At 33.7% G+C, this 19,964-nt stretch carries 15 protein-coding genes; 1 reads left to right on the top strand and 14 read right to left on the bottom strand.

Annotated features, from left to right (window positions below; all coding sequences use genetic code 11):
• Window positions 1-48: 48 nt before the first annotated feature.
• From nth to glgB, 9 genes are all read right to left on the bottom strand, one after another.
• Window positions 49-687 (bottom strand): endonuclease III, encoded by a 639-nt coding sequence (nth, locus tag HMPREF3103_RS02495; RefSeq protein WP_070437095.1) that lies wholly within the window; start codon window positions 685-687, stop codon window positions 49-51.
• Between the two features lie 3 nt (window positions 688-690).
• On the bottom strand, window positions 691-1,380 hold the full coding sequence (locus HMPREF3103_RS02490; protein WP_070437094.1) for a DnaD domain-containing protein: 690 nt from the start codon (window positions 1,378-1,380) through the stop codon (window positions 691-693).
• Between the two features lie 71 nt (window positions 1,381-1,451).
• On the bottom strand, window positions 1,452-2,753 hold the full coding sequence (gene asnS, locus HMPREF3103_RS02485; protein WP_070437098.1) for an asparagine--tRNA ligase: 1,302 nt from the start codon (window positions 2,751-2,753) through the stop codon (window positions 1,452-1,454).
• Between the two features lie 30 nt (window positions 2,754-2,783).
• Entirely contained in the window at window positions 2,784-3,971 is a 1,188-nt protein-coding gene (locus tag HMPREF3103_RS02480) for a pyridoxal phosphate-dependent aminotransferase (protein WP_070437093.1), read from the bottom strand.
• A 13-nt stretch (window positions 3,972-3,984) separates the two neighbouring features.
• The gene (locus HMPREF3103_RS02475) at window positions 3,985-4,461 is read right to left on the bottom strand and encodes a cell wall elongation regulator TseB-like domain-containing protein (protein WP_005605680.1); all 477 of its coding nucleotides are present in this window, start codon (window positions 4,459-4,461) and stop codon (window positions 3,985-3,987) included.
• A 99-nt stretch (window positions 4,462-4,560) separates the two neighbouring features.
• Window positions 4,561-7,188 (bottom strand): exonuclease domain-containing protein, encoded by a 2,628-nt coding sequence (locus tag HMPREF3103_RS02470; protein WP_070437092.1) that lies wholly within the window; start codon window positions 7,186-7,188, stop codon window positions 4,561-4,563.
• 159 nt (window positions 7,189-7,347) lie between these two features.
• Entirely contained in the window at window positions 7,348-8,460 is a 1,113-nt protein-coding gene (gene glgD, locus HMPREF3103_RS02465) for a glucose-1-phosphate adenylyltransferase subunit GlgD (protein WP_070437091.1), read from the bottom strand.
• Window position 8,461: 1 nt separating this feature from the next.
• On the bottom strand, window positions 8,462-9,634 hold the full coding sequence (locus HMPREF3103_RS02460) for a glucose-1-phosphate adenylyltransferase (protein ID WP_070437090.1): 1,173 nt from the start codon (window positions 9,632-9,634) through the stop codon (window positions 8,462-8,464).
• A gap of 15 nt (window positions 9,635-9,649) precedes the next feature.
• Window positions 9,650-11,494, bottom strand: coding sequence for a 1,4-alpha-glucan branching protein GlgB (gene glgB, locus HMPREF3103_RS02455; RefSeq protein WP_070437097.1), 1,845 nt, complete (start codon window positions 11,492-11,494; stop codon window positions 9,650-9,652).
• 273 nt (window positions 11,495-11,767) lie between these two features.
• Between glgB and HMPREF3103_RS02450 the strand changes: the two genes are divergently transcribed.
• On the top strand, window positions 11,768-13,618 hold the full coding sequence (locus HMPREF3103_RS02450; RefSeq protein WP_070437089.1) for a glycoside hydrolase family 13 protein: 1,851 nt from the start codon (window positions 11,768-11,770) through the stop codon (window positions 13,616-13,618).
• 38 nt (window positions 13,619-13,656) lie between these two features.
• On the opposite strand, the gene HMPREF3103_RS02445 is transcribed toward HMPREF3103_RS02450, so the two are convergent.
• From HMPREF3103_RS02445 to HMPREF3103_RS02425, 5 genes are all read right to left on the bottom strand, one after another.
• Window positions 13,657-16,053 (bottom strand): glycogen/starch/alpha-glucan phosphorylase, encoded by a 2,397-nt coding sequence (locus HMPREF3103_RS02445; protein WP_070437088.1) that lies wholly within the window; start codon window positions 16,051-16,053, stop codon window positions 13,657-13,659.
• A gap of 17 nt (window positions 16,054-16,070) precedes the next feature.
• Window positions 16,071-17,489 carry a glycogen synthase GlgA gene (gene glgA / locus HMPREF3103_RS02440; protein WP_070437087.1) on the bottom strand — a complete coding sequence of 473 codons (1,419 nt, stop codon included), beginning with the start codon at window positions 17,487-17,489 and terminating at the stop codon, window positions 16,071-16,073.
• A 126-nt stretch (window positions 17,490-17,615) separates the two neighbouring features.
• A complete protein-coding gene (locus tag HMPREF3103_RS02435; RefSeq protein ID WP_005605696.1) occupies window positions 17,616-18,089 on the bottom strand; it encodes a hypothetical protein in 474 nt (157 codons plus the stop codon).
• A 112-nt stretch (window positions 18,090-18,201) separates the two neighbouring features.
• A complete protein-coding gene (locus HMPREF3103_RS02430; protein WP_083278702.1) occupies window positions 18,202-19,431 on the bottom strand; it encodes a CCA tRNA nucleotidyltransferase in 1,230 nt (409 codons plus the stop codon).
• A complete protein-coding gene (locus HMPREF3103_RS02425) occupies window positions 19,424-19,954 on the bottom strand; it encodes a YpiB family protein (protein WP_070437086.1) in 531 nt (176 codons plus the stop codon). The genes HMPREF3103_RS02430 and HMPREF3103_RS02425 overlap by 8 nt, the downstream gene beginning before the upstream one ends.
• Between the last annotated feature and the right edge of the window lie 10 nt (window positions 19,955-19,964).

Raw genomic sequence — 19,964 nt, 5'->3', positions numbered from 1 at the left:
GATTTTGTGTCTAACTTTTGGGGTGCACTTCACATGTCCAACGGTTTTTTAAACTTCTTTTTGACCATATGCACAAAGATCTAACAATGGGCATCCCTGACACTTCGGACTCCTAGCCGTACAATGATATCTTCCAAAGAAAATCATCCAATGATGAGCCCTTCCCCATTTATTTTTAGGTAACTTTTTACATAAGGTTTCTTCAACCTCAAGAACGGATGCTGACTGTTTACAAATCTGTAATCTTTTGCTTACTCTTTCCACATGAGTATCTACGGCAAAAGCTGGTAAGCCAAAAGCAACACTTAGTACAACATTTGCTGTTTTTCGCCCTACACCTGCTAGCGAAACCAATTCTTCTCTTGTTCTTGGAACTTCACCATTATATTTTTCAACAAGTTGCTGGGCACAAAGTCTAATATTTTTAGCTTTATTTCGATATAATCCTAATGATTGAATACACTCAATTACAACCTCTTCTTCACTATTTGCTAGAGCATGAGCAGTGGGATAAATTGCAAAAAGTTTCGGTGTCACTTTATTTACGCCTTTATCAGTAGCCTGTGCACTTAAGATCGTTGCAATTAAAAGTTGAAAAGGTGTTTCATGATTCAATTCACAGTGCGCATTAGGAAATAGTTTTTCCATTCTCTCTACTGCTTCAATAGTTTTTGCTTTCGATAACATAAATCACCTTTTCGTCCAATGAATCATCGGTACTTTAGTTTTATCTAGTGGACTAGCTTGTAGTTCAACTTGATTATTTTTGATTCGACTCTTTTCAGTAGCAAGCTGTTGTAAAGTTTTAATTCCTTTTCGATGCCAACTTAAAAGAATCTTATCCATATATTTAATCGTGAAAACCTGATTTAATACACATTCCTTTAATGCTGCAATAATAATTTCCTGTGAATAATGATCCTGATGAATCCAGCTAGATACATTTTGAATCTCAAAAGAGCTAAGTGGTCTACCAAATTCCTGCTCAATTAAAGCTAATAAGTTAATATCGGACTGTTTTTGTTCTTTATTTTTAATGGAATGCTGCTTATATGCAATCTCTAACTGTTGCATTAAAGGTTTAAAACTGTAATAATCTACCTTTTTCTCATTGTTAGTTTCTCTTTGTTGAATCACTAAGACTTGTCTATCCATTAAATGTTGAATAATTCCGAATAATTGTTTTTCATCCAGCCCAAATGTTTTACAAGTTTCTTCTACATTTAAAATGAAATATTCTTCTGTATGCCTTTGTAGTAACCAAGAAATTAACAAACATTCATCTGCACTTAATTGTAAATGCCGATAATATTGTATCAATACATTAGGAACTGTTGTGGAACCACTAAACATCCAATGCTCTTGGAATGTTAATGCCATTCGATTTCCTCCCTCTTCTAAAAAAGAGCCAACGACTCATGTCAGCGGCTCTTTTATATTCATTTTATTATTTATGGGTAAATACGGTTTAATAAACGTGGGAATGGGATAGCTTCACGAATATGTTTCGTACCAGCTACAAATGTTACCATACGTTCTAGACCAAGTCCAAATCCTGAATGAGGCACTGAACCGAATTTACGTAAATCTAAGTAGAATGCGTAGTCATCTGGATTTAATCCATTTGATTTAATTCTGTCTAATAATTTATCGTAGTCCGTTTCACGCTCACTACCCCCAATAACTTCCCCATATCCTTCCGGAGCAAGTAAGTCCGCACATAATACACGACTTTCATTTCCAGGAACTGGTTTCATGTAGAAAGCTTTAATTTCGGTTGGATAGTTGATGACAAATGTTGGAACACCAAAGTGGTTTGAAATCCATGTTTCATGTGGTGAACCGAAGTCATCACCGTGTTCTAAGTGTTCGTAATTTGTATCTTCGTCATTTTCGTGCGCTTGTAATAAGTCAATCGCTTCATCGTATGTGATACGTTTGAACGGTTCACTAATGTATTTCTTCAATAATTCAGTATCACGTTCAAGAGTTTCTAACGCATGAGGTGCACGATCTAAAACGCCTTGAATTAACGCTTTAACGTATGCTTCTTGTAAGTCTAATGACTCGTCATGTGTTAGGTATAAATACTCTGCATCCATCATCCAGAACTCAGTTAAATGACGACGAGTTTTAGATTTTTCTGCACGGAATACTGGCCCAAAGTCGAATACACGACCAAATGCCATTGCTCCAGCTTCTAAATATAATTGACCAGATTGTGTTAAAAATGCTGGTTCTCCAAAGTAATCCGTTTCGAATAATTCTGTAGAATCTTCTGCCGCATTTCCTGAAAGAATTGGACTATCGAATTTAATGAATCCATTTTTATCAAAGAATTCATACGATGCGTAAATAATCGCATTACGAATTTCCATAATAGCATGTTGTTTTGTTGAACGTAACCATAAGTGACGGTGGTCCATTAAGAAGTCAGTACCATGCTCTTTTGGAGTAATTGGATATTCATGACTCTCACCAATTAACTCAATGTCTTTTACTAATAACTCATATCCTAATTTAGAACGAGTATCTTCTTGTACAACACCTGTTACGAATACAGAACTTTCTTGAGTTAATCCTTTTGCTAATTCAAAAGTTTCTTGATTTACATCAGCTTTCACTACAATTCCTTGGAAATAAGCTTTTCCATCACGCAATTGTAAGAATGCAATTTTTCCGCTAGAACGTTTATTGGTAACCCAAGCACCAATTTTAACGGTTTGTCCAACGTAATCTTTTGCTTGATTCATTGTTATAGTTTTCAAATTATCCCTCTTCCTTTACAAATATGATTCAATAAATTCTTTAATACGATTTGCTGCTTCTCTTAACTCTTCTTCGCTACTAGCGCAGCTAAGCCTTAGAAAGCCATTGCATCCAAAATTTTCTCCAGATACAGTAGCCACTCCAGCTTCTTCCAAAAGTTTTAAAGCAAATTCTTCTGACGAGGCAACACCAACAATATGCATGGCTGTTTTTATATTCGCAAATAAATAGAAAGCTCCTTTAGGCTTTTCACACTTGATTCCTTGAATTTCGTTCAGAAGTTGATGAAACAAGTTAATCCTTAATTGAAATTTTTCACGCATCTGCGACTTAACGACTTCCATATCTTCATCAAATGCACGAATAGCCGCATATTGAGTAACCGCAGCAGGATTGCTAGTTGTATGGCTTGTAAGGTCATTTAAAGCTCTAATAACTTTTTGAGGACCAAAAACATATCCTAAACGCCAACCTGTCATGGCCACAGATTTCGATAAACCATTTACAATAAGTGTATTATCAAAAATTTCCTTCGATAAGCTTGCCATACTAATTGAATCTTCACCATACACTAATTCATAATAAATTTCATCTGCGATTACAAAAATGTTGTGTTCTAATGCCCAATTTCCAATAGCGAATAGCTCATCTTTTGTATAAAGGAGCCCGGATGGATTCGATGGCGCATTTAATAACAAGAGTTTTGTCTTTTCAGTCACATATTCATTTAGTAAGTCAATCGTTACTTTAAATGAATTTTTTTCTTTAGTTTCAATATATACTGGAACACCTTCTGCTAATTGAACTTGCTCAGCGTAACTAACCCAATAAGGAATTGGAATTAATACCTCATCTCCAGCGTCAACTAAAGTCATGAAAACTGAATACAAAGCAAATTTCGCTCCTGAAAAAGTAGCTACTTGATTCTTTTCTAAACGTATTCCATCTCTTCGATAATGATAATCACAAATCGCTTGGCGTAAAGAATCTATTCCTAACGCAGGAGTATAGTGATCCGTTTCGTGGCTTTTTAAAGCAGTAATGGCTGCATCTGTGATTTGTTCTGGAGTATTGAAATCTGGTTCTCCAATCGAAAGACTAATAACCTTCCGACCTTTCTCCTTTAATTCTCTGGCCTTTTGAGTCATTGCTAAAGTCCCTGACGGTAAGATTCTTGATACTCTCTTTGAAATTTTAACCATAAATCACCAATTTCTATATATTCTCAATATCTTTAATCCATTGTCCATTCTGAGCCGAAATATAGTAATAACCAATTCTTTGATTATTCATTCTATAGTTCACTTCCCATACCGGTTCTCCATTTAAAATACCCATTCTCGCTTCTAAAACCTCTACATCTGGTTTTGCTTGAGCTGTAATGGAACGTGCCTCTTCTTCGTTCACTACTGCAGATTGCTGAAGAATAGTCACTTCTCCACCTTCTTCAGGAATAATCGCATAAATTGCTTTTCCTTCAGTGTCTTCACCCATAATCGTGTAGTAAGATTTGTCATTATTAAACCAGTAAAACTTAGTTACCTTAGAAAACTCTACTTTTGGAGCCATCAAGGTTAATGCTTCATTACGTTTTTTTATTTTTGGATCCACACTCGTTAAAAAGATTTGTGCGCCGGCTAAAAATAATAGAAATAAAGTGAGTAATAGAATAAACATTGATTTTCTTTTCATCAATTTCTCTCCTCAACTCAAACTTTCATAGATAAAGGTATTATACGCTATTCTAAGCAAAAATACCAACATCCCCTTATAAAAAAATCCCAAACTTAGTTAATCTTTATTTTTTATACGCGCACTATTCAAACATTTTTTGAAAGTCTTTTCGATAACCACTGCACTCTCTGGAAATATATTTTTTACTTTATCCGAATACTTGCTAATAGTGGCTCGTACATCTAAAATCCATATTTCTGCATTCTTTTGTGTTGGACGACTAAAACGACCTAATCCTTGGTAAAGTTGAAGAAGCATCATTTTAATAGAATAATGAGCAAAATAGGAACGATTCTGTTCTTTCATCTCCAATTGAACAATTTGTTGATGGGTTGTTACTGGATTTGGAAATGGTAATTTAGTAATTACTAAAGAGTCAATAGAAACTCCACCACTATCAAACCCTTCCCAGAAACTGTATACTCCTAGTAAAATGGAATCACTCTTTTCTTGGAATCTTCTTTGAATTTTCCGTCCTAATTGAGATCCTTTTTGAGCTAGTAATTCAATATGATTCCTTTTACAATAATTAACCATCAACTCTTCTACTGCCATCAACGCCTCTATGGAATGCATTAAAACTAACATTCTACCCCCATTACGTTCATAAATCTGTTGAATACAATATGCGATTTGTTCGTGATATTGGTTACTTGAAGCTGCAGTAACAGAAACTAAGTCATTTGGAATAAAAATATGGTGGGCGGACAAATTCACTTTTGAGTCAATAATTGTAAGGTTCTCTTTTGCCTTTAAATCGTAAAATAAAGGAGTAAAAGTTGGAATTGTTGCAGAAATCCCTATTAACTTCTTAATTGTTTTCCTAAAATGATTAAAAATGTGAGTAACTGAGTCAACTCTCGATACTTCTATTGTTGTTTGTCCAAATTGGTCTTTTCTTTCAATGACAAAATACGAATGATTGGACTCTTGGAATTTGAGCAAGGAATCCTTCATTTCTTGTAATAATTGAATGCTATTCTCAAATAAACTTGTCTTTCCTGAATTTTCTTGAAGATAATTCATTAACTGAATGATGGACTTTGTGAACGCTCGAATCATTTCATGATGAATCGTTTCAATCCATTCTTCATTTGTAAAAACTATAGATACCTTCAAATAATTTCCTCTATCCAATTCTTCAAACCAAGTTTCATATAAGTCACAAATTTCTAAAAGTTTGCGGTTTATTGTTCTGGACAAATGCTCCTCATCTTTTGAAAAATTTGTCATCGAATTTAGATAGTAATCACTCCATAATTGTTGTAATAAGAACAAGTTCGAGAATTTAATCGATACGGTTCCGTACTGTTCTAACGAATGTTCAAACTGTTGCACTTCATCTAATAGAACAATTGGTTTCACCTCTTTAGAAATTGTAGACGCATAATGAATTAAAAAGGCATGATTTGTTACTACGATACTGCTGTTTTGAACAGATTGAACAGCTTTCGTCCAATATAAACTTTCCATTTTAGAATTCTCTTTCACACAAATATCTTTCCAAAGAGATGATTGGTATAGGACTTGATTACATTCTGATAAATCTCCTGTTTTAGTTTCAGTAATCCAAACAACTAAGCCCATAACTGACAAACTGACCCTTGGACTCTTGTCATTTTTTAACTGACTAATTTTGTAAGAGAAAGCTTCTAAATCAATATAATTTCTTTGTCCCTTTATTGAAACAATAGGATTTTTTAACTTTAAGGCACTTACTATTGGAAGTACACTATCTTCATACAATTGTTGCTGGAGTAATAAATTTGACGTAACAATCCAAATAGGATTTTGATTTGTGCCCTTTTCAAGAGCTGCAAGAAGATAAGCATATGTTTTTCCAGAGCCTGGCGGTGCTTCTATAAAATGAATGGGTTCCTCTTCTTCTAATGCTTCAAGAATTTTTTTAATAATTTTTCTTTGAGCATCATTATCTTTTAAAAATTGATTTTCAACTAATTGACTATAGGCATTGATTGCAGAAACTTTAGTAGTTATTGGAAAGCTTTTTTCTTCGAAAACCTTTTTCGACACTACAAAACCATTTTCTATTAAATGATTATTACTATCCTTCCCTTTAGAAATACTGAGGGCATCCTTAAAAATATCCCCCGTATCCCCAATAAGTTCACTCGAAAATTCAACTAATTGTTCAAGCGTTACCTTAGAAAAACTACGAATTTTCTCTTGAAGTTTTAAAAATAATTGGGCAGTTGCCTTAGCGTCACTTCCAGCTGTATGAACTTGTGTATGAGGAATTTTTAACATACTTGTTAAGTCACTTAAACGATAACTGATAGCTGTCGGGTAACAAATTTGAGCCAATTGAACAGTATCTATAAAGGGAACTTCTAACTCAATCCCTAGAGCCTCTTTTAAAGCAGTAATGATAAAAGGTCCGTCAAATCCAACATTATGGGCTACAAGAGTTCGACCTTCTAACAGATTGAAAATATTCATTGCCACTTCATCAAAATAAGGTGCTTTTTCAACATCAGCATTTGTTACACCCGTTAATAACTGTATTTCAAAAGGAATACTTTGCTCGGGATTTATATTTAAAGTAATATGTTCAACGATTTTATGATCAGTAATCAAGGTACACCCAAATTGAAAAATACGGTCCCCTTGCTCGTATTTAGGACCCGTTGTTTCTAAATCAATGACGGCATATTTTCTCTGCATTTGCAATCCCCCTTTCTCAGTATTCTCATCTATATTAGTGTACTAACTTCTTTAAAGGGTTGCAACCAACAAAATACACATTCGCTGACTATAGTTTATTTTTTTTCAAAAAAAAGAAGCTAGAGAGCACCTCTAGCTTCTTTTTAAATGATTTATATTTTAAACTGTTTTACCTTTATCCACAACTACTTGTACTTCTTCAGTTCCTGTAAGAACAGTATGCTGTTTGACAACTACACCTTTATCTGCAATCACATAATCTAGGTGAGCACCTGTCTTAATAATTGCATCCGATAAAATAATACTATTTCGTACAACCGCTCCTTCTTCTACGACGACATCACGGAAGATTATACTATTTTCAACAGTTCCGTTAATTTTCGATCCATCACCAAGTATAGATTCTTTTACAGCAGCGTTTTTTCCATAAATAGTAGGTACCGTATCTTGTACACGAGTAATAATATCTGTACCTGAGAGGAATACATCTTTAAGATTATTAAAATCTAACATATCCATATTTAAATCATAATAATCTTTGATATTATTAACAACCTTCAAATAACCTTTAATTTGATAAGCAAACACTCGTAAAGTTTCTAAATTTTTGGCAATATAATCTCTAAGAATATCTTCCCATCCTAGAGTTAATCCCTTCTTAACAATGCCATTGAAAAGTTCCTTGGTCAAAATGTAAATTTTTACTTGAGTTGCACAAATATTTTCTGACCCATCAAAATGATAAAGAGATTCATATACTTTATGATTTTCATCAAAAATGATTTGTGATTCACCAACATTAGGCTTTCTGTAAGTATAAGCTACAGTAATATCCGAACCAGTATCTAAGTGGTATTGGAACATTTCTTTAAAATCAATATTTCCAATAATATTGGTATCCGCTAAAATAACAAATTCTTCATCTAAACTTTGTGTATAAACCATCGTGTTAGCTAAAGCCTCAATTTTATTCTGAGGAATTCGCGTCGATAAGTAATTAGACATAGGAGTAATAAATTTAAGCCCACGATTTTTTCGGTTCAAATCCCAATCCTTACCATGAGACATATGATCTAATAAAGATTTATAGTTATGGTTGGTAAGGACTGCAATATTATCAATGTTGGCATGCACAAGAGATGAAATCATAAAGTCAACCATACGATAGCGAGAGATTACTGGCAATGCAGCCGCTGTACGATTTCGAACTAATCCTTGTAAATCATCATTTCTATAATTATCTGCAAATAGTACACAAAACGCTTTAATCATATTAGTTACCTCCAACTTTTGTATCTTCTGTAACAATCTCATCTTTACCAATTACGGTAATCATATCTTGACCAAGTTCCACTTCAGAATGCCCTACTGTTACTCCAGATTTTACAACAGTTCCTTCGGCAATAATTGAATTGGTAACTGTTGCTCCTTCTTCTATTACAGCATTTTGCATAATAATACTTCCTTGAACCTTGGCATTCTTTCCAATGGATACTCCAGAAGAAACAATAGATTCATGAACGGTTCCTAACACAATCGTCCCATCTGAAATCATTGAATCTGTTACTTGAGCACTATCTCCAATAAATTGAGGTAGTTTTCCTTCATGTCGATAGTAAACTTTCCATGTTTTATCAGAGATATTAAATTCATCTCTACGTTTAATTAAGTCCATATTGGCTTCCCAAAGACTTTCAATCGTACCAACGTCCTTCCAATAACCAGCAAAAGGAAATGCAAAAATTCGACGATTTTCTTCTAAGAGCATTGGGATAATATTCTTCCCAAAATCTTTTTCACTCTCAGGATTTTCCTCATCTCGAATTAAATACTCTTTAAGAACTTTCCAGTTAAAAATATAAATTCCCATTGAGGCTTTAGTCGAAATTGGATTTTCTGGTTTTTCAAGAAACTCAATGATTTGTAAGTCATCATTCGTATTCAAAATCCCAAAACGGCTTGCTTCTTCTAATGGCACATTAATATGAGCTACCGTTAAGTCAGCTTCTTTTTCCTTATGGAAATCAAGCATCTTATTGTAATTCATTTTGTAAATATGATCCCCTGATAAAATTAAAACATACTCTGGATCATATTGTTCAATATATTTAATATTCTGATAAATGGCATTTGCTGTTCCTTTATACCATTCACCCGTTTTTCCAGCAGTATACGGAGGAAGAATCGTTAAACCTCCATCAACTCTGTCTAAATCCCATGGGTTACCATTCCCCATATAGGAATTAAGTTCTAGAGGCATAAACTGTGTAAGAACACCAACAGTGGAAATTCCTGAATTAGAACAGTTAGAAAGTGGAAAGTCAATAATTCGATATTTTCCACCAAATGGGACAGCTGGTTTGGCCATATCTTTTGTAAGAACTTGGAGACGTGTTCCTTGTCCACCAGCTAGTAGCATTGCAACAATTTCTTTTTTTCTTGCCATATGTTTATCCTCCGATTAATTATTATTAATAATATACAAAGTTGAAAACGGTGGTACATTTACCTCTAGAGTATAATCAAACTCTTTATGTGGTTGAGTTTTTGTGTGAAGAGCTCTATTAATAAGCCCACTTCCGTTATACTTTCTTGCATCAGAATTTAAAACTACCTTATAACTACCCCATTTAGAAACACCTAATTTATAATTTCTGATTAAGTTTCCTGAAAAATTAGAAATAACTAAAATTTCATCCCCAGATTCATTTATTCTAGAAAACGCGAAAACATTATTCCAAATATCTTGAACCTCGTGCCACCTGAATCCTGACCATCCACCATCTAACTGCCACAATTCTGAATGTTTTTTATAAAAAGCATTCAAATCTTTCACATAACGATGAGTAGCATCATGAATCGGATAATTTAGTAGAAACCAGTCTAATTCTCTTTCTTCATTCCATTCAATAATTTGCGGAATTTCATTTCCCATAAAGTTTAGTTTTTTCCCTGGATGTGCCATCATATATCCCATAAAAGCACGGTAATTTGCAAACTTATCTTCGTAAGAAACCGGCGCTTTATCTACTAGAGATTTCTTTCCATGAACGACTTCATCATGTGAAATAGGTAAAATATAATTCTCAGTGAATGCGTACATCATAGAAAAAGTAAATTGATGATGAATTCCCCCTCTAAATAAAGGATCTGTTTCTAAGTAATCAAGGGAATCATTCATCCATCCCATATTCCATTTAAAGTGGAATCCTAAGCCTCCTTCTTCGATTGGTTTTGTTACCCCTTCATAAGAAGTCGACTCCTCAGCTATCATCATCACCCCTGGATAATGATTTCTCACAAATTGATTCAGTTCTTTAATAAAATGAATAGCCTCAAGATTTTCAAAGCCACCGTATATATTCCTTGCCGACTCTTCCTCATTTCTACAGTAGTTATAAAATAACATCGAACTGACTGCATCGACTCTTAAGCCATCAATATGAAACTTTTCAATCCAAAAAACAGCACTAGAGAATAGAAAAGATTGTACTTCTGACCTTCCATAATCAAAAACCCTTGTCCCCCAGCCTTTATGTTCTTGTTTCCGGAGATCTCCATACTCGTAGCAAGGTGTTCCATCAAATTCATATAATCCGAAAGCGTCTTTCGTAAAATGACCAGGAACCCAATCTAAAATAACTCCTAGATTGGCTTTGTGGCATTCATCCACAAAATACATAAAATCTTCAGGAGTCCCAAATCTAGATGTTGCGGCAAAAAAACCTGTCACTTGATATCCCCATGATTTGTCATAAGGATATTCCGTAATTGGAAGCAATTCGATATGAGTATAGTTCATCTCTTTTACATAGGGGATCAATTCATCCACTAATTCCCGGTAAGAGTATGATTCTCCATTCTCTTTTCTCTTAAAAGATCCTAATTCTACCTCATATATATTTAAAGCATTTTGATAAGGAATATTTCTTTGTTCTATCCACTTTGAATCGGACCATGTGAATTCCGGAAATTCATATACTTTGGATGCCGTATTAGGTCTTGTTTCCGCATGTCTTGCATAAGGATCAGCTTTCCAAAGAAAATTTCCGTTATAAGGAATGATGACATATTTATAAGCATCAAATTGCTTAATTCCAGGAATTGTTATTTCATATATTCCGTTATCATTTATTCGTTTCATAGCAAATTTAGTAGGTTCCCAATTACAAAAATCACCAGTCACATAGACCTCTTTGGCATTAGGAGCCCATACTCGAAACGTACAACCTTCTTCAGTTAAAAAGTTACCCAAATAATCATAACTATGAAAGTTTCTACCTTCATGAAATAAATATTCTGCCATTTGTTGCACTTGACAATCACTCCTTTTCAAATCGCTTTACTATACAGATAAGCGTTTTCAAGTTCTGGACAAAAAATTAGAAAATGTTACTAGTTGAACAATTTCTCTTTTATAAATTATATCATATTTTTTTAATTTTCCTATACTATTGTGTGAATTTTCATGTTATTTATTGTTGTATCTATAATATTTTTCAATTCTTCGTTTTGTTATCACTTTTAAGAAGTTTGTATTACAATGAAACTAGATTTATAAATAAAAAGGAGGTTACTAATGATTCAATATCACTCACTTATGAATAAGTATCCTGCTGGTGCAGTGACCAATGAACAATCTGTCTTTATACAAGTAAAAGTGACTAAAGACACTCCTCTTTCATCGTTACAATTAATTCTAAAAGAAGATTTTACTCAAAAAATACATGTGTTACATCCAAGTCTATCTAAGATTGAAGCAGATGGGACATTATATACTTTTGAAATTTCTAAATTAGATACCGGTCTTTACTTCTACTACTTTGAAGTTCGATCAGAAATCGGGATGTATTTTTTAAGCAATAACAAATTTCAGGCGGTTCCTACACTCTACTTTAATGAAGTGAATTGCTGGCAATTGACTGTATATGATAAAGAATTCCACACTCCAGATTGGTTCAAAGGTGGAATTATGTATCAAATTTTCCCTGATCGTTTTAAAAAGAGTAACAATTATAAAGCCCAAATTGCGCGTAATGAAGAGGTCCGAATTAAACACTTTAATTGGAATGAAAACCCCGATTCAGGAATCACTCATGAAAATTATAAAGCTCAAGATTTCTTCTTAGGAAATCTAAAGGGAATTGAAGAGGAACTAGAACACTTTAAAAAACTAAATGTTAATTGTATTTATTTGAATCCAATTATGGAAAGTCCGGATAACCATCGGTATTCAACTGCTGACTATTTTAATGTCGATCCGTATTTAGGTACAAATGATGACTTTAAGGAGTTATGTGAGCTTTTCAAAAAGCATGGTATCCATATTATTCTAGATGGTGTATTCAGCCATACTGGTGATGATAGTATTTACTTTAATAAACAAGGTCACTATGAAAGTAATGGTGCCTTTAATTCAATCAATTCTCCATATTATTCATGGTTTAATTTCATGCACTACCCTGATACCTATCATTCATGGTGGGGATTTTCCAACCTTCCTACCGTTAATAAGTTAAACAAATCTTATATGGATTTTATAAACAATCCAAGCGATGGGGTTCTCCCATTTTGGCAACATTTAGGAATTTCTGGTTGGCGATTAGACGTGGCAGATGAATTTCCTGACGAGTTTTTAGATGAACTTCGGACAACAGTAAAGAAAACCGATTCTGAAGCACTTATTATTGGAGAAGTATGGGAAGATGCGACAACTAAAGTAGCTTATGATCGTCGTAGAAAGTATTTCCTTGGAGAACAATTGGATAGTGTAATGAATTATCCTTGGAAAAATGCAATTATAGAGTTTATTAAAACAAAAGATGCTTCAGCATTAAAATATGCTCTTGAAGAAATCATTGACCATTATCCAAAACCTGCTTTAGAAGTATTAATGAACTTATTAGATAGCCATGATACTGAACGCATCTTAACATCTCTTGGTTTTAATAATACTGAGGATGTCCCTCTCCACGAACGACCTACTTTAGAGTTATCTGGAGATATGCTAGAAGATGCTATTAGGAAACTAAAAGTGGCAAGTTTTATCCAATTCACGATTCCTGGTGTTCCATCTATTTATTATGGAGACGAGATTGGAATGCAAGGATTTAGAGACCCATACAATCGTAAAACTTTTGATAAAGCAAAAATGAATCAAGAGATTTTTGAACATTATTTGTCTCTAACAAAATTTAGAAATGATTATAAAGAAGAGTTCAAAGGAGATTTTAAAGTTATTTACTGTCAAGATGGTTGTTTAATTTATCAAAGAGAATCTCTTATTTGTGCCGTAAATATCAACAACCATTCTCACTTCGTAGAAGGATTGCATGGTAAACAATTATTTTCTAGCACTCCTACACGTAACCATCCTAAAGGATTAATCATTCCATCTGTTGGGTTTGCAGTTTATAAAATCAAAAAATAAAAAGAAGATTATCACGGTTGTGATAATCTTCTTTTTATTTAGCCTTCTACCTTTTTTATATGCCATATATCTTTCGCATACTCTTCCACAGAACAATCTGCTGAAAATATTCCAGCGTTTGCAATGTTTGCTAGACTCATCTTCATCCATTTATTGGAATCATTATAGGCTTTTTCAATACGTTCTTGTGCTTCAACATAGCTATCAAAATCTGCAAGACACATATAATGATCTTGAGTTAATAAATAATCCACGATGAAGTTGAAATTCATTCCACCAACCGTCATTGTACGGATGAAATCAAGAACTGTCTTAATCTTAGGTGAACGATTATAGTACTCCCATGGTTTATAACCTTGAGCATATAACGCTTCTACCTCTTCTGTTTCTAGCCCGAAAATCACGATATTGTCTTCTCCTACAGCTTCGTAGATTTCAACGTTCGCTCCGTCCATTGTACCAAGAGTCACTGCACCATTTAACATTAATTTCATATTACCTGTACCACTAGCTTCTTTACCTGCTTGAGAAATTTGTTCACTGACATCCGCAGCTGGCAAAATGATTTCTGCTAACGTTACTTTGTAGTCTGGAATAAATACTACCTTAATATACTCACGCACTAATTCATCACTTTCAACCATTTGAGAAATCGAGTGAATAAATTTAATAATGTTTTTCGCCATTTGATATCCTGAAGAAGCTTTCGCAGCAAAGATAAATGTGCGTGGTGTCGGACGTAATCCGCTGTATTTAATCTCATGGTAAAGATACACAATGTGCAAAGCATTTAATAATTGACGTTTGTATTCATGTAATCTCTTCACCTGTACGTCAAAGATTGAATGAGGATTTACTGAAATCGCAAGAGTTTCGCGAATATAGTCTGCTAACTGCTCTTTTTTCTTTAGTTTAATTTCTCTAAGTGCCTCTAAAACATTTTCGTCATCCTTATAGGCATTCAATTTAGAAATGCCAGAAAGATCTTTAATAAAATCATTTCCAATTAATTGTTCTAAATAAGAGGCTAGCTCCGGATTGGCTTGTCCTAACCAACGTCGATGAGCTATACCATTCGTCACATTTCCAAATTTCCCTGGATATAATTCGTTGAATGCTTTAAAAGTATCACGAACAAGAATATCACTATGCAGTTTTGATACCCCGTTTACATAATGACTACCCACAATTGAAAGATTTGCCATCTTAATCATATCGTCATAAATAATCGCTGTATCCCTTAAGGTATATTCTTTTCCTTGTTCTATTACCCATAAACAGAATCGTCTATTAATTTCTTCAATAATAGAATAAATACGAGGAAGAATTGGTTGGAATAATGAAACTGCCCATTTTTCCAAAGCTTCTGCCATAATCGTGTGGTTTGTATAAGCAAATGTTTTTGTCGTAATTTTCCATGCTTTGTCCCAATCATATCCATATTCATCCACTAATAAGCGCATTAATTCAGCAACACCCATAGCAGGATGGGTATCATTAATATGAAGCGCAACGTGTTCAGAAAAGTTTTCTAATGTACCAAATTCATGGTAATGGTTCTTCACTAATTGTTGTAATGAAGCACTAATAAAGAAGTATTGTTGTTTAATTCGTAACTCTTTACCCTCGTTAGTAACGTCGGCTGGATATAATAATTTAGAAATAGAAGACGCAATTGCTTCAGCCTCTGATGATTTAGTATATTCACCACGTTCAAACAGCTTCATATTGAAGCCAGTTTTGGCTTTTGCTTCCCATAGACGTAGTGTATTTACTGCAGAAGCGTCATATCCTGAAATCAATAAATCATAAGGTTCTGCTTGGATAGAGGTGTAATTTTTATGGATTACTTTTAAACCCGTATCTGTCATCACTTGTTCTAATTCCCCATAGAAACGGACCTCTACTTCTTCATCATGACGGTAAACTAGTCCATACTTTCCTAAATCTAACCATTGATCTGGAAACTCTTGTTGCCAACCATTAGTAATAACTTGTTTAAAAATTCCATATTCATAAAGAATAGAAAACCCTGTTACAGGATACTCATTACTTGTTAATGCATCTAAATAACAAGCAGCAAGTCTTCCAAGACCACCATTTCCAAGTCCTGGGTCTGGTTCCATATTGTAGATTTCATTTAAAGAAAAATTATTTTCTTTTAAGTAATTTTTTGCTTCCGATTCAAGTCCTAAATTAAATAAATTATTTCTTAAAGTACGACCCACTAAGAATTCCATAGACATATAGTAGGCACGTTTCTGACGAGTTTGTTTTAAAGTTTGTTCATAACTAAATTTCTTTTCCATTAAAATATCACGAACAGATCTCATTAATGCTTCATAGACTTGACGCTTGCTTGCGTTCGAAATAGTGACCCCAAATTGATTTTTCAACGAATTATCAACACGACTTACTAAGCTCTTATCAACCATTTATTTCCTCTTTCTTCTTACAGCACTTCATGATACAACGACAAATATTGTTTAGCAGATTTTTCCCAGCTAACATCTTTATTGAGATTATTTTGGATAATTTGATTCCATTCACCAGGTGATTGATAGAAACAAGTTACTGCACGATAAATTGCATCCATCATATCTCCCGATTGGAAACTTTCAAACGTGAATCCATTTCCTTCTACTCCAGTAAAAGGAATTACGGTGTCTCGCAATCCACCTACACGATGTACCACAGGGACTGTACCATATCTCATTGAGATTAATTGTGACAAACCACAAGGCTCGGTTTTAGAAGGCATTAGGAAAATATCACTGGAAGCATATATTTTTGCGGACATTTCATTGGAAAATAGAAGAATGCTGCGAACTCGATCATGGCGATAATTTTCGAGAGAACGTAAAGCACTCTCATAATGAGCGTCACCGGTTCCTAACACAACTAACTGTGCCCCTGTTCTTAAAATATCTTCGCTAGCCTGCAAGAGAAGGTCAATTCCTTTTTGATGAGTTAATCTTGTAACCATACCAATTAATGGAATATCCTCGCTTACTTCTAATCCTAACTCTTTCTGAAGTTCTAACTTATTCTTTACTTTATCTTCAAAAGTATGGATATCATAGTTAATAGGAATAATCGGATCTGTTTTAGGATTAAATTTTTCAATGTCAATTCCATTTAAAATCCCTTTTAATTTTCCTTGTTCAACAATTAAAATTTTATCTAATCCGTAAGAAAAATAAGGATCTAAAATCTCACGAGCGTAGGTTTCGCTAACAGTATTGATACGATCCGCAAGTTGAATAGCACCTTTTAATAAATTCAAATCACCATTATAAATTAACGCATCAAAATATTTATTATCTAGCCCAAATAGATTGCCCATTTCATACGGGTTAAATCGTCCTTGAAACTCAATATTATGAATCGAAAGAACGCTTTTCATATTTTTGTAGAAATCTGCTTCTCTACTCTTCAACACATCTAAATAAATGACAGAAAGAGCTGTATGCCAATCGTTTACGTTAACAATGTCTGGTTTAAAGTCAACACCAGGTAAAATCTCAAGAGCAGCTTTGGAAAAGAAAGCAAATCTCTCACCGTCATCGGCTTGTCCATAAATACTCTCTCTCTTAAAGTACTGTTCATTATCAATAAAATAAAACGGAACGCCGTCAACTACAGTTTCAAATATTCCACAATATAAGTGTCTCCAACCTAAATCAACAAACTGATATCCACTATATTTTAATCCAAATCGTTCACGATCAATGCTAGAATATAGGGGCAATACTACTCGAGCATCTATTCCCAGTTCACGAAGCGCCTTCGGTAGAGAGCCAATAACATCTCCTAAACCTCCAACTTTCACGAAAGGAGCTGCCTCAGCTGCAATAAAACATACTTTCATACTCTCTCTCCTTTAAATTATTCTGGCTTCATTATACCTTTAAAATCTGAAAAGAACTAGCCTCTTATATAAAAATTTTAATATAAAAAAGTCTAAGACAAAATAGTCTTAGACTTTCTAAATTCATTAAATTTCAGGATAGATATCTTCTACAGATTTTTCAGGATCAATTACAATAAATAAGTTTCCGTGAGATCCAATAGCTGAACTTTGGAATTTGTTGTCATTTCCATCTTCATCTACAGGGCTGTATGGGAAATAAACGCGGTCAGTTTCAACAACTACGTCTGATTTTGGATGATTTCCATCTAAATATAAAATATCCATTAATTCAATATCGCTATATTTTTTAACACGTTCGAACATACCTAATTCTAATCCACCTAAGTTAATGTCTTCAGACATTACGTGGTCAGCTTCTGGTAAGATTTCAATACGTAATGATTCACATGGGTGAATTTCTTGGAATTCTCCACCGTTAATACGTCCAAATGAAGTTGTAACTTTTTTAATCCATAAGTCACCAATCAAACGGCGATTAATCGTCCATGTTTCTCCATTTCTAAATACAAATCGTAAACCTGACATAACCTTTTTCATATAGGGTCACTCCTTAAAATATTATTGCTTACAAGATTAATTTTACCATTGAAACGCCTTTCATTCAAGACTTAATACTAATAAATGAAAAAATGAAATTGATTTCATAGCATTAATTTTCGAGAAAATGGTTCCTTATCCAATCAACAATTTCATGGTTTTCATTTTTTAATTCATCAGATAATATGGCCTTCTCAACTGCTTGAAGAACTTTCCCTATCTTTGGCCCCATTTTTTCAAGCTTTAATGCTTCTTTTACACCAAATCCATCTATCTGAATATCTTGCATAGAATGAATAGGTAAAGTTATATACACTTGAGTTAAGATATTATGATTTTCAGTTCTACCAAGTCCAGGGAGTAATCCTTCAATTTCAATAGCAATCCTTTCTGAACATTCGTATGCCATGAATGAATCCCACTCTTTATCTAAACGCTTAAGAAACGTTTGATATCCTATCAACGTCTCAGAAATTTGCTCATTTGAAGATTTCCAATTTTTTAATACTTTTTTTAGCTCGGAAGCACTTAATTGATTATAATACGCAAATAAAACCCACGCTTGAAGAATCGACATAGAATTCACTGGAAACTCTCCAATTTTTTTCAATGTTTCTCTAGAATTTGCAAAATCCGGACATGATTGATACAAATCTGATTCGATAAATGCAAGAAACGCATTGTTACGATGCAAACTAACAATCATTTTCTCAAATTCTACCTTCATTCGCTCCACCGCAACACGTTCTAAATTACTTTTCAGAACACGAATGGCATTAAACGTCTTCGATTCTATTGTAAAACCTAATTGACCTGCAAATCGTATAGCTCTCATCATTCGAAGCGCATCCTCATTAAAACGCTCCATAGGATTTCCAACACATCGAATGATAGAGTTTTCCAAGTCTTTAAGCCCATCAAAGTAATCGACAATTTCTTCTTGATCATTAATAGCTAATGCATTAATGGTAAAGTCCCGTCTCATTAAATCTTCTTCAAGACTTCTAACAAAGGTAACAGAATCCGGATGTCTAAAATCTTGATAAGTCCCTTCCGTTCTAAAGGTGGTAACCTCATAACTATCTTGATGATAAATGACTAGTACTGTACCATGTTCAATACCTACATCTACCGTATGGGAAAATAAAGATTTCACTTCTTCAGGGGTGGCACTTGTTGCTATATCTACATCAGAAATCTCTTTACCCAATACTAAATCTCGAACGGACCCTCCAACAAATACTGCTTCATGTCCAGCCTTCTTTAAGGTTTGTAAAACAGGTAAAGCTGCAACAAAAAGTGGAACCGATAGAATGTCAATTTTTCGATTAAATTTATTCATTTTCTAACTCCTTTAATCGATTTGTTAATTGCATAAAGAGTTCTGAGTCCATTTTTTCAAGTGCTTCATTGATTTCTAGTTTTAACTGCGAGATTTGAACTTCCTTTTGAATGGTTTGTAGTTCTTCTGTTACAGAATCTATTTCATCAAGTTCTGAAATGAAATACGGATTCTTTTCTAACACACCAAAACTTACCATACTTTTGTATGCATTTGGAAAATCAAGTTCAACGAAACAATCTTCTTTCCAATGAAGACGCATATCATGAAAAGCAACTTCTGGATTATCAAAAGAGGTCCCTTCTTTAAAAAATAAGAAGGATTCTTGAGCAGGTTTAATCGTTGAAAACAACATTCCTTTTGGAGTTGATTCTACATGTTCAACAAAATGAATTTGTTTCAATAATAATTCATGGTTTAAAAGATAATTCAAAATCCAAAGGGATTCTCTTCTTTTTAAAGAATGGTTCGAAATAAACCACGAAATAAACTTTTTCTTGGTTTCTAAACTTGGGTTAAACATTATACCACTC

It is taken from the genome of Granulicatella sp. HMSC30F09, from assembly GCF_001806915.1.
GTDB classification, from domain to species: Bacteria; Bacillota; Bacilli; order Lactobacillales; family Aerococcaceae; genus Granulicatella; species Granulicatella adiacens.
Note: the sequence above shows the minus strand (reverse complement) of the source record. Positions and strands in the feature narration are given on the sequence as shown.

Excerpts from the sequence above, each read along its gene's own strand:
- HMPREF3103_RS02445 (WP_070437088.1), bottom strand. The coding sequence starts at position 16,053 with ATGGTTGATAAGAGCTTAGTAAGTCGTGTTGATAATTCGTTGAAAAAT.
- nth (WP_070437095.1), bottom strand. The coding sequence starts at position 687 with ATGTTATCGAAAGCAAAAACTATTGAAGCAGTAGAGAGAATGGAAAAA.
- HMPREF3103_RS02450 (WP_070437089.1), top strand. The coding sequence starts at position 11,768 with ATGATTCAATATCACTCACTTATGAATAAGTATCCTGCTGGTGCAGTG.
- HMPREF3103_RS02425 (WP_070437086.1), bottom strand. The coding sequence starts at position 19,954 with ATGTTTAACCCAAGTTTAGAAACCAAGAAAAAGTTTATTTCGTGGTTT.
- asnS (WP_070437098.1), bottom strand. The coding sequence starts at position 2,753 with ATGAATCAAGCAAAAGATTACGTTGGACAAACCGTTAAAATTGGTGCT.
- HMPREF3103_RS02475 (WP_005605680.1), bottom strand. The coding sequence starts at position 4,461 with ATGAAAAGAAAATCAATGTTTATTCTATTACTCACTTTATTTCTATTA.
- HMPREF3103_RS02480 (WP_070437093.1), bottom strand. The coding sequence starts at position 3,971 with ATGGTTAAAATTTCAAAGAGAGTATCAAGAATCTTACCGTCAGGGACT.
- HMPREF3103_RS02490 (WP_070437094.1), bottom strand. The coding sequence starts at position 1,380 with ATGGCATTAACATTCCAAGAGCATTGGATGTTTAGTGGTTCCACAACA.
- HMPREF3103_RS02470 (WP_070437092.1), bottom strand. The coding sequence starts at position 7,188 with ATGCAGAGAAAATATGCCGTCATTGATTTAGAAACAACGGGTCCTAAA.
- glgB (WP_070437097.1), bottom strand. The coding sequence starts at position 11,494 with ATGGCAGAATATTTATTTCATGAAGGTAGAAACTTTCATAGTTATGAT.
- glgA (WP_070437087.1), bottom strand. The coding sequence starts at position 17,489 with ATGAAAGTATGTTTTATTGCAGCTGAGGCAGCTCCTTTCGTGAAAGTT.
- HMPREF3103_RS02430 (WP_083278702.1), bottom strand. The coding sequence starts at position 19,431 with ATGAATAAATTTAATCGAAAAATTGACATTCTATCGGTTCCACTTTTT.
- glgD (WP_070437091.1), bottom strand. The coding sequence starts at position 8,460 with ATGATTAAAGCGTTTTGTGTACTATTTGCAGATAATTATAGAAATGAT.
- HMPREF3103_RS02435 (WP_005605696.1), bottom strand. The coding sequence starts at position 18,089 with ATGAAAAAGGTTATGTCAGGTTTACGATTTGTATTTAGAAATGGAGAA.
- HMPREF3103_RS02460 (WP_070437090.1), bottom strand. The coding sequence starts at position 9,634 with ATGGCAAGAAAAAAAGAAATTGTTGCAATGCTACTAGCTGGTGGACAA.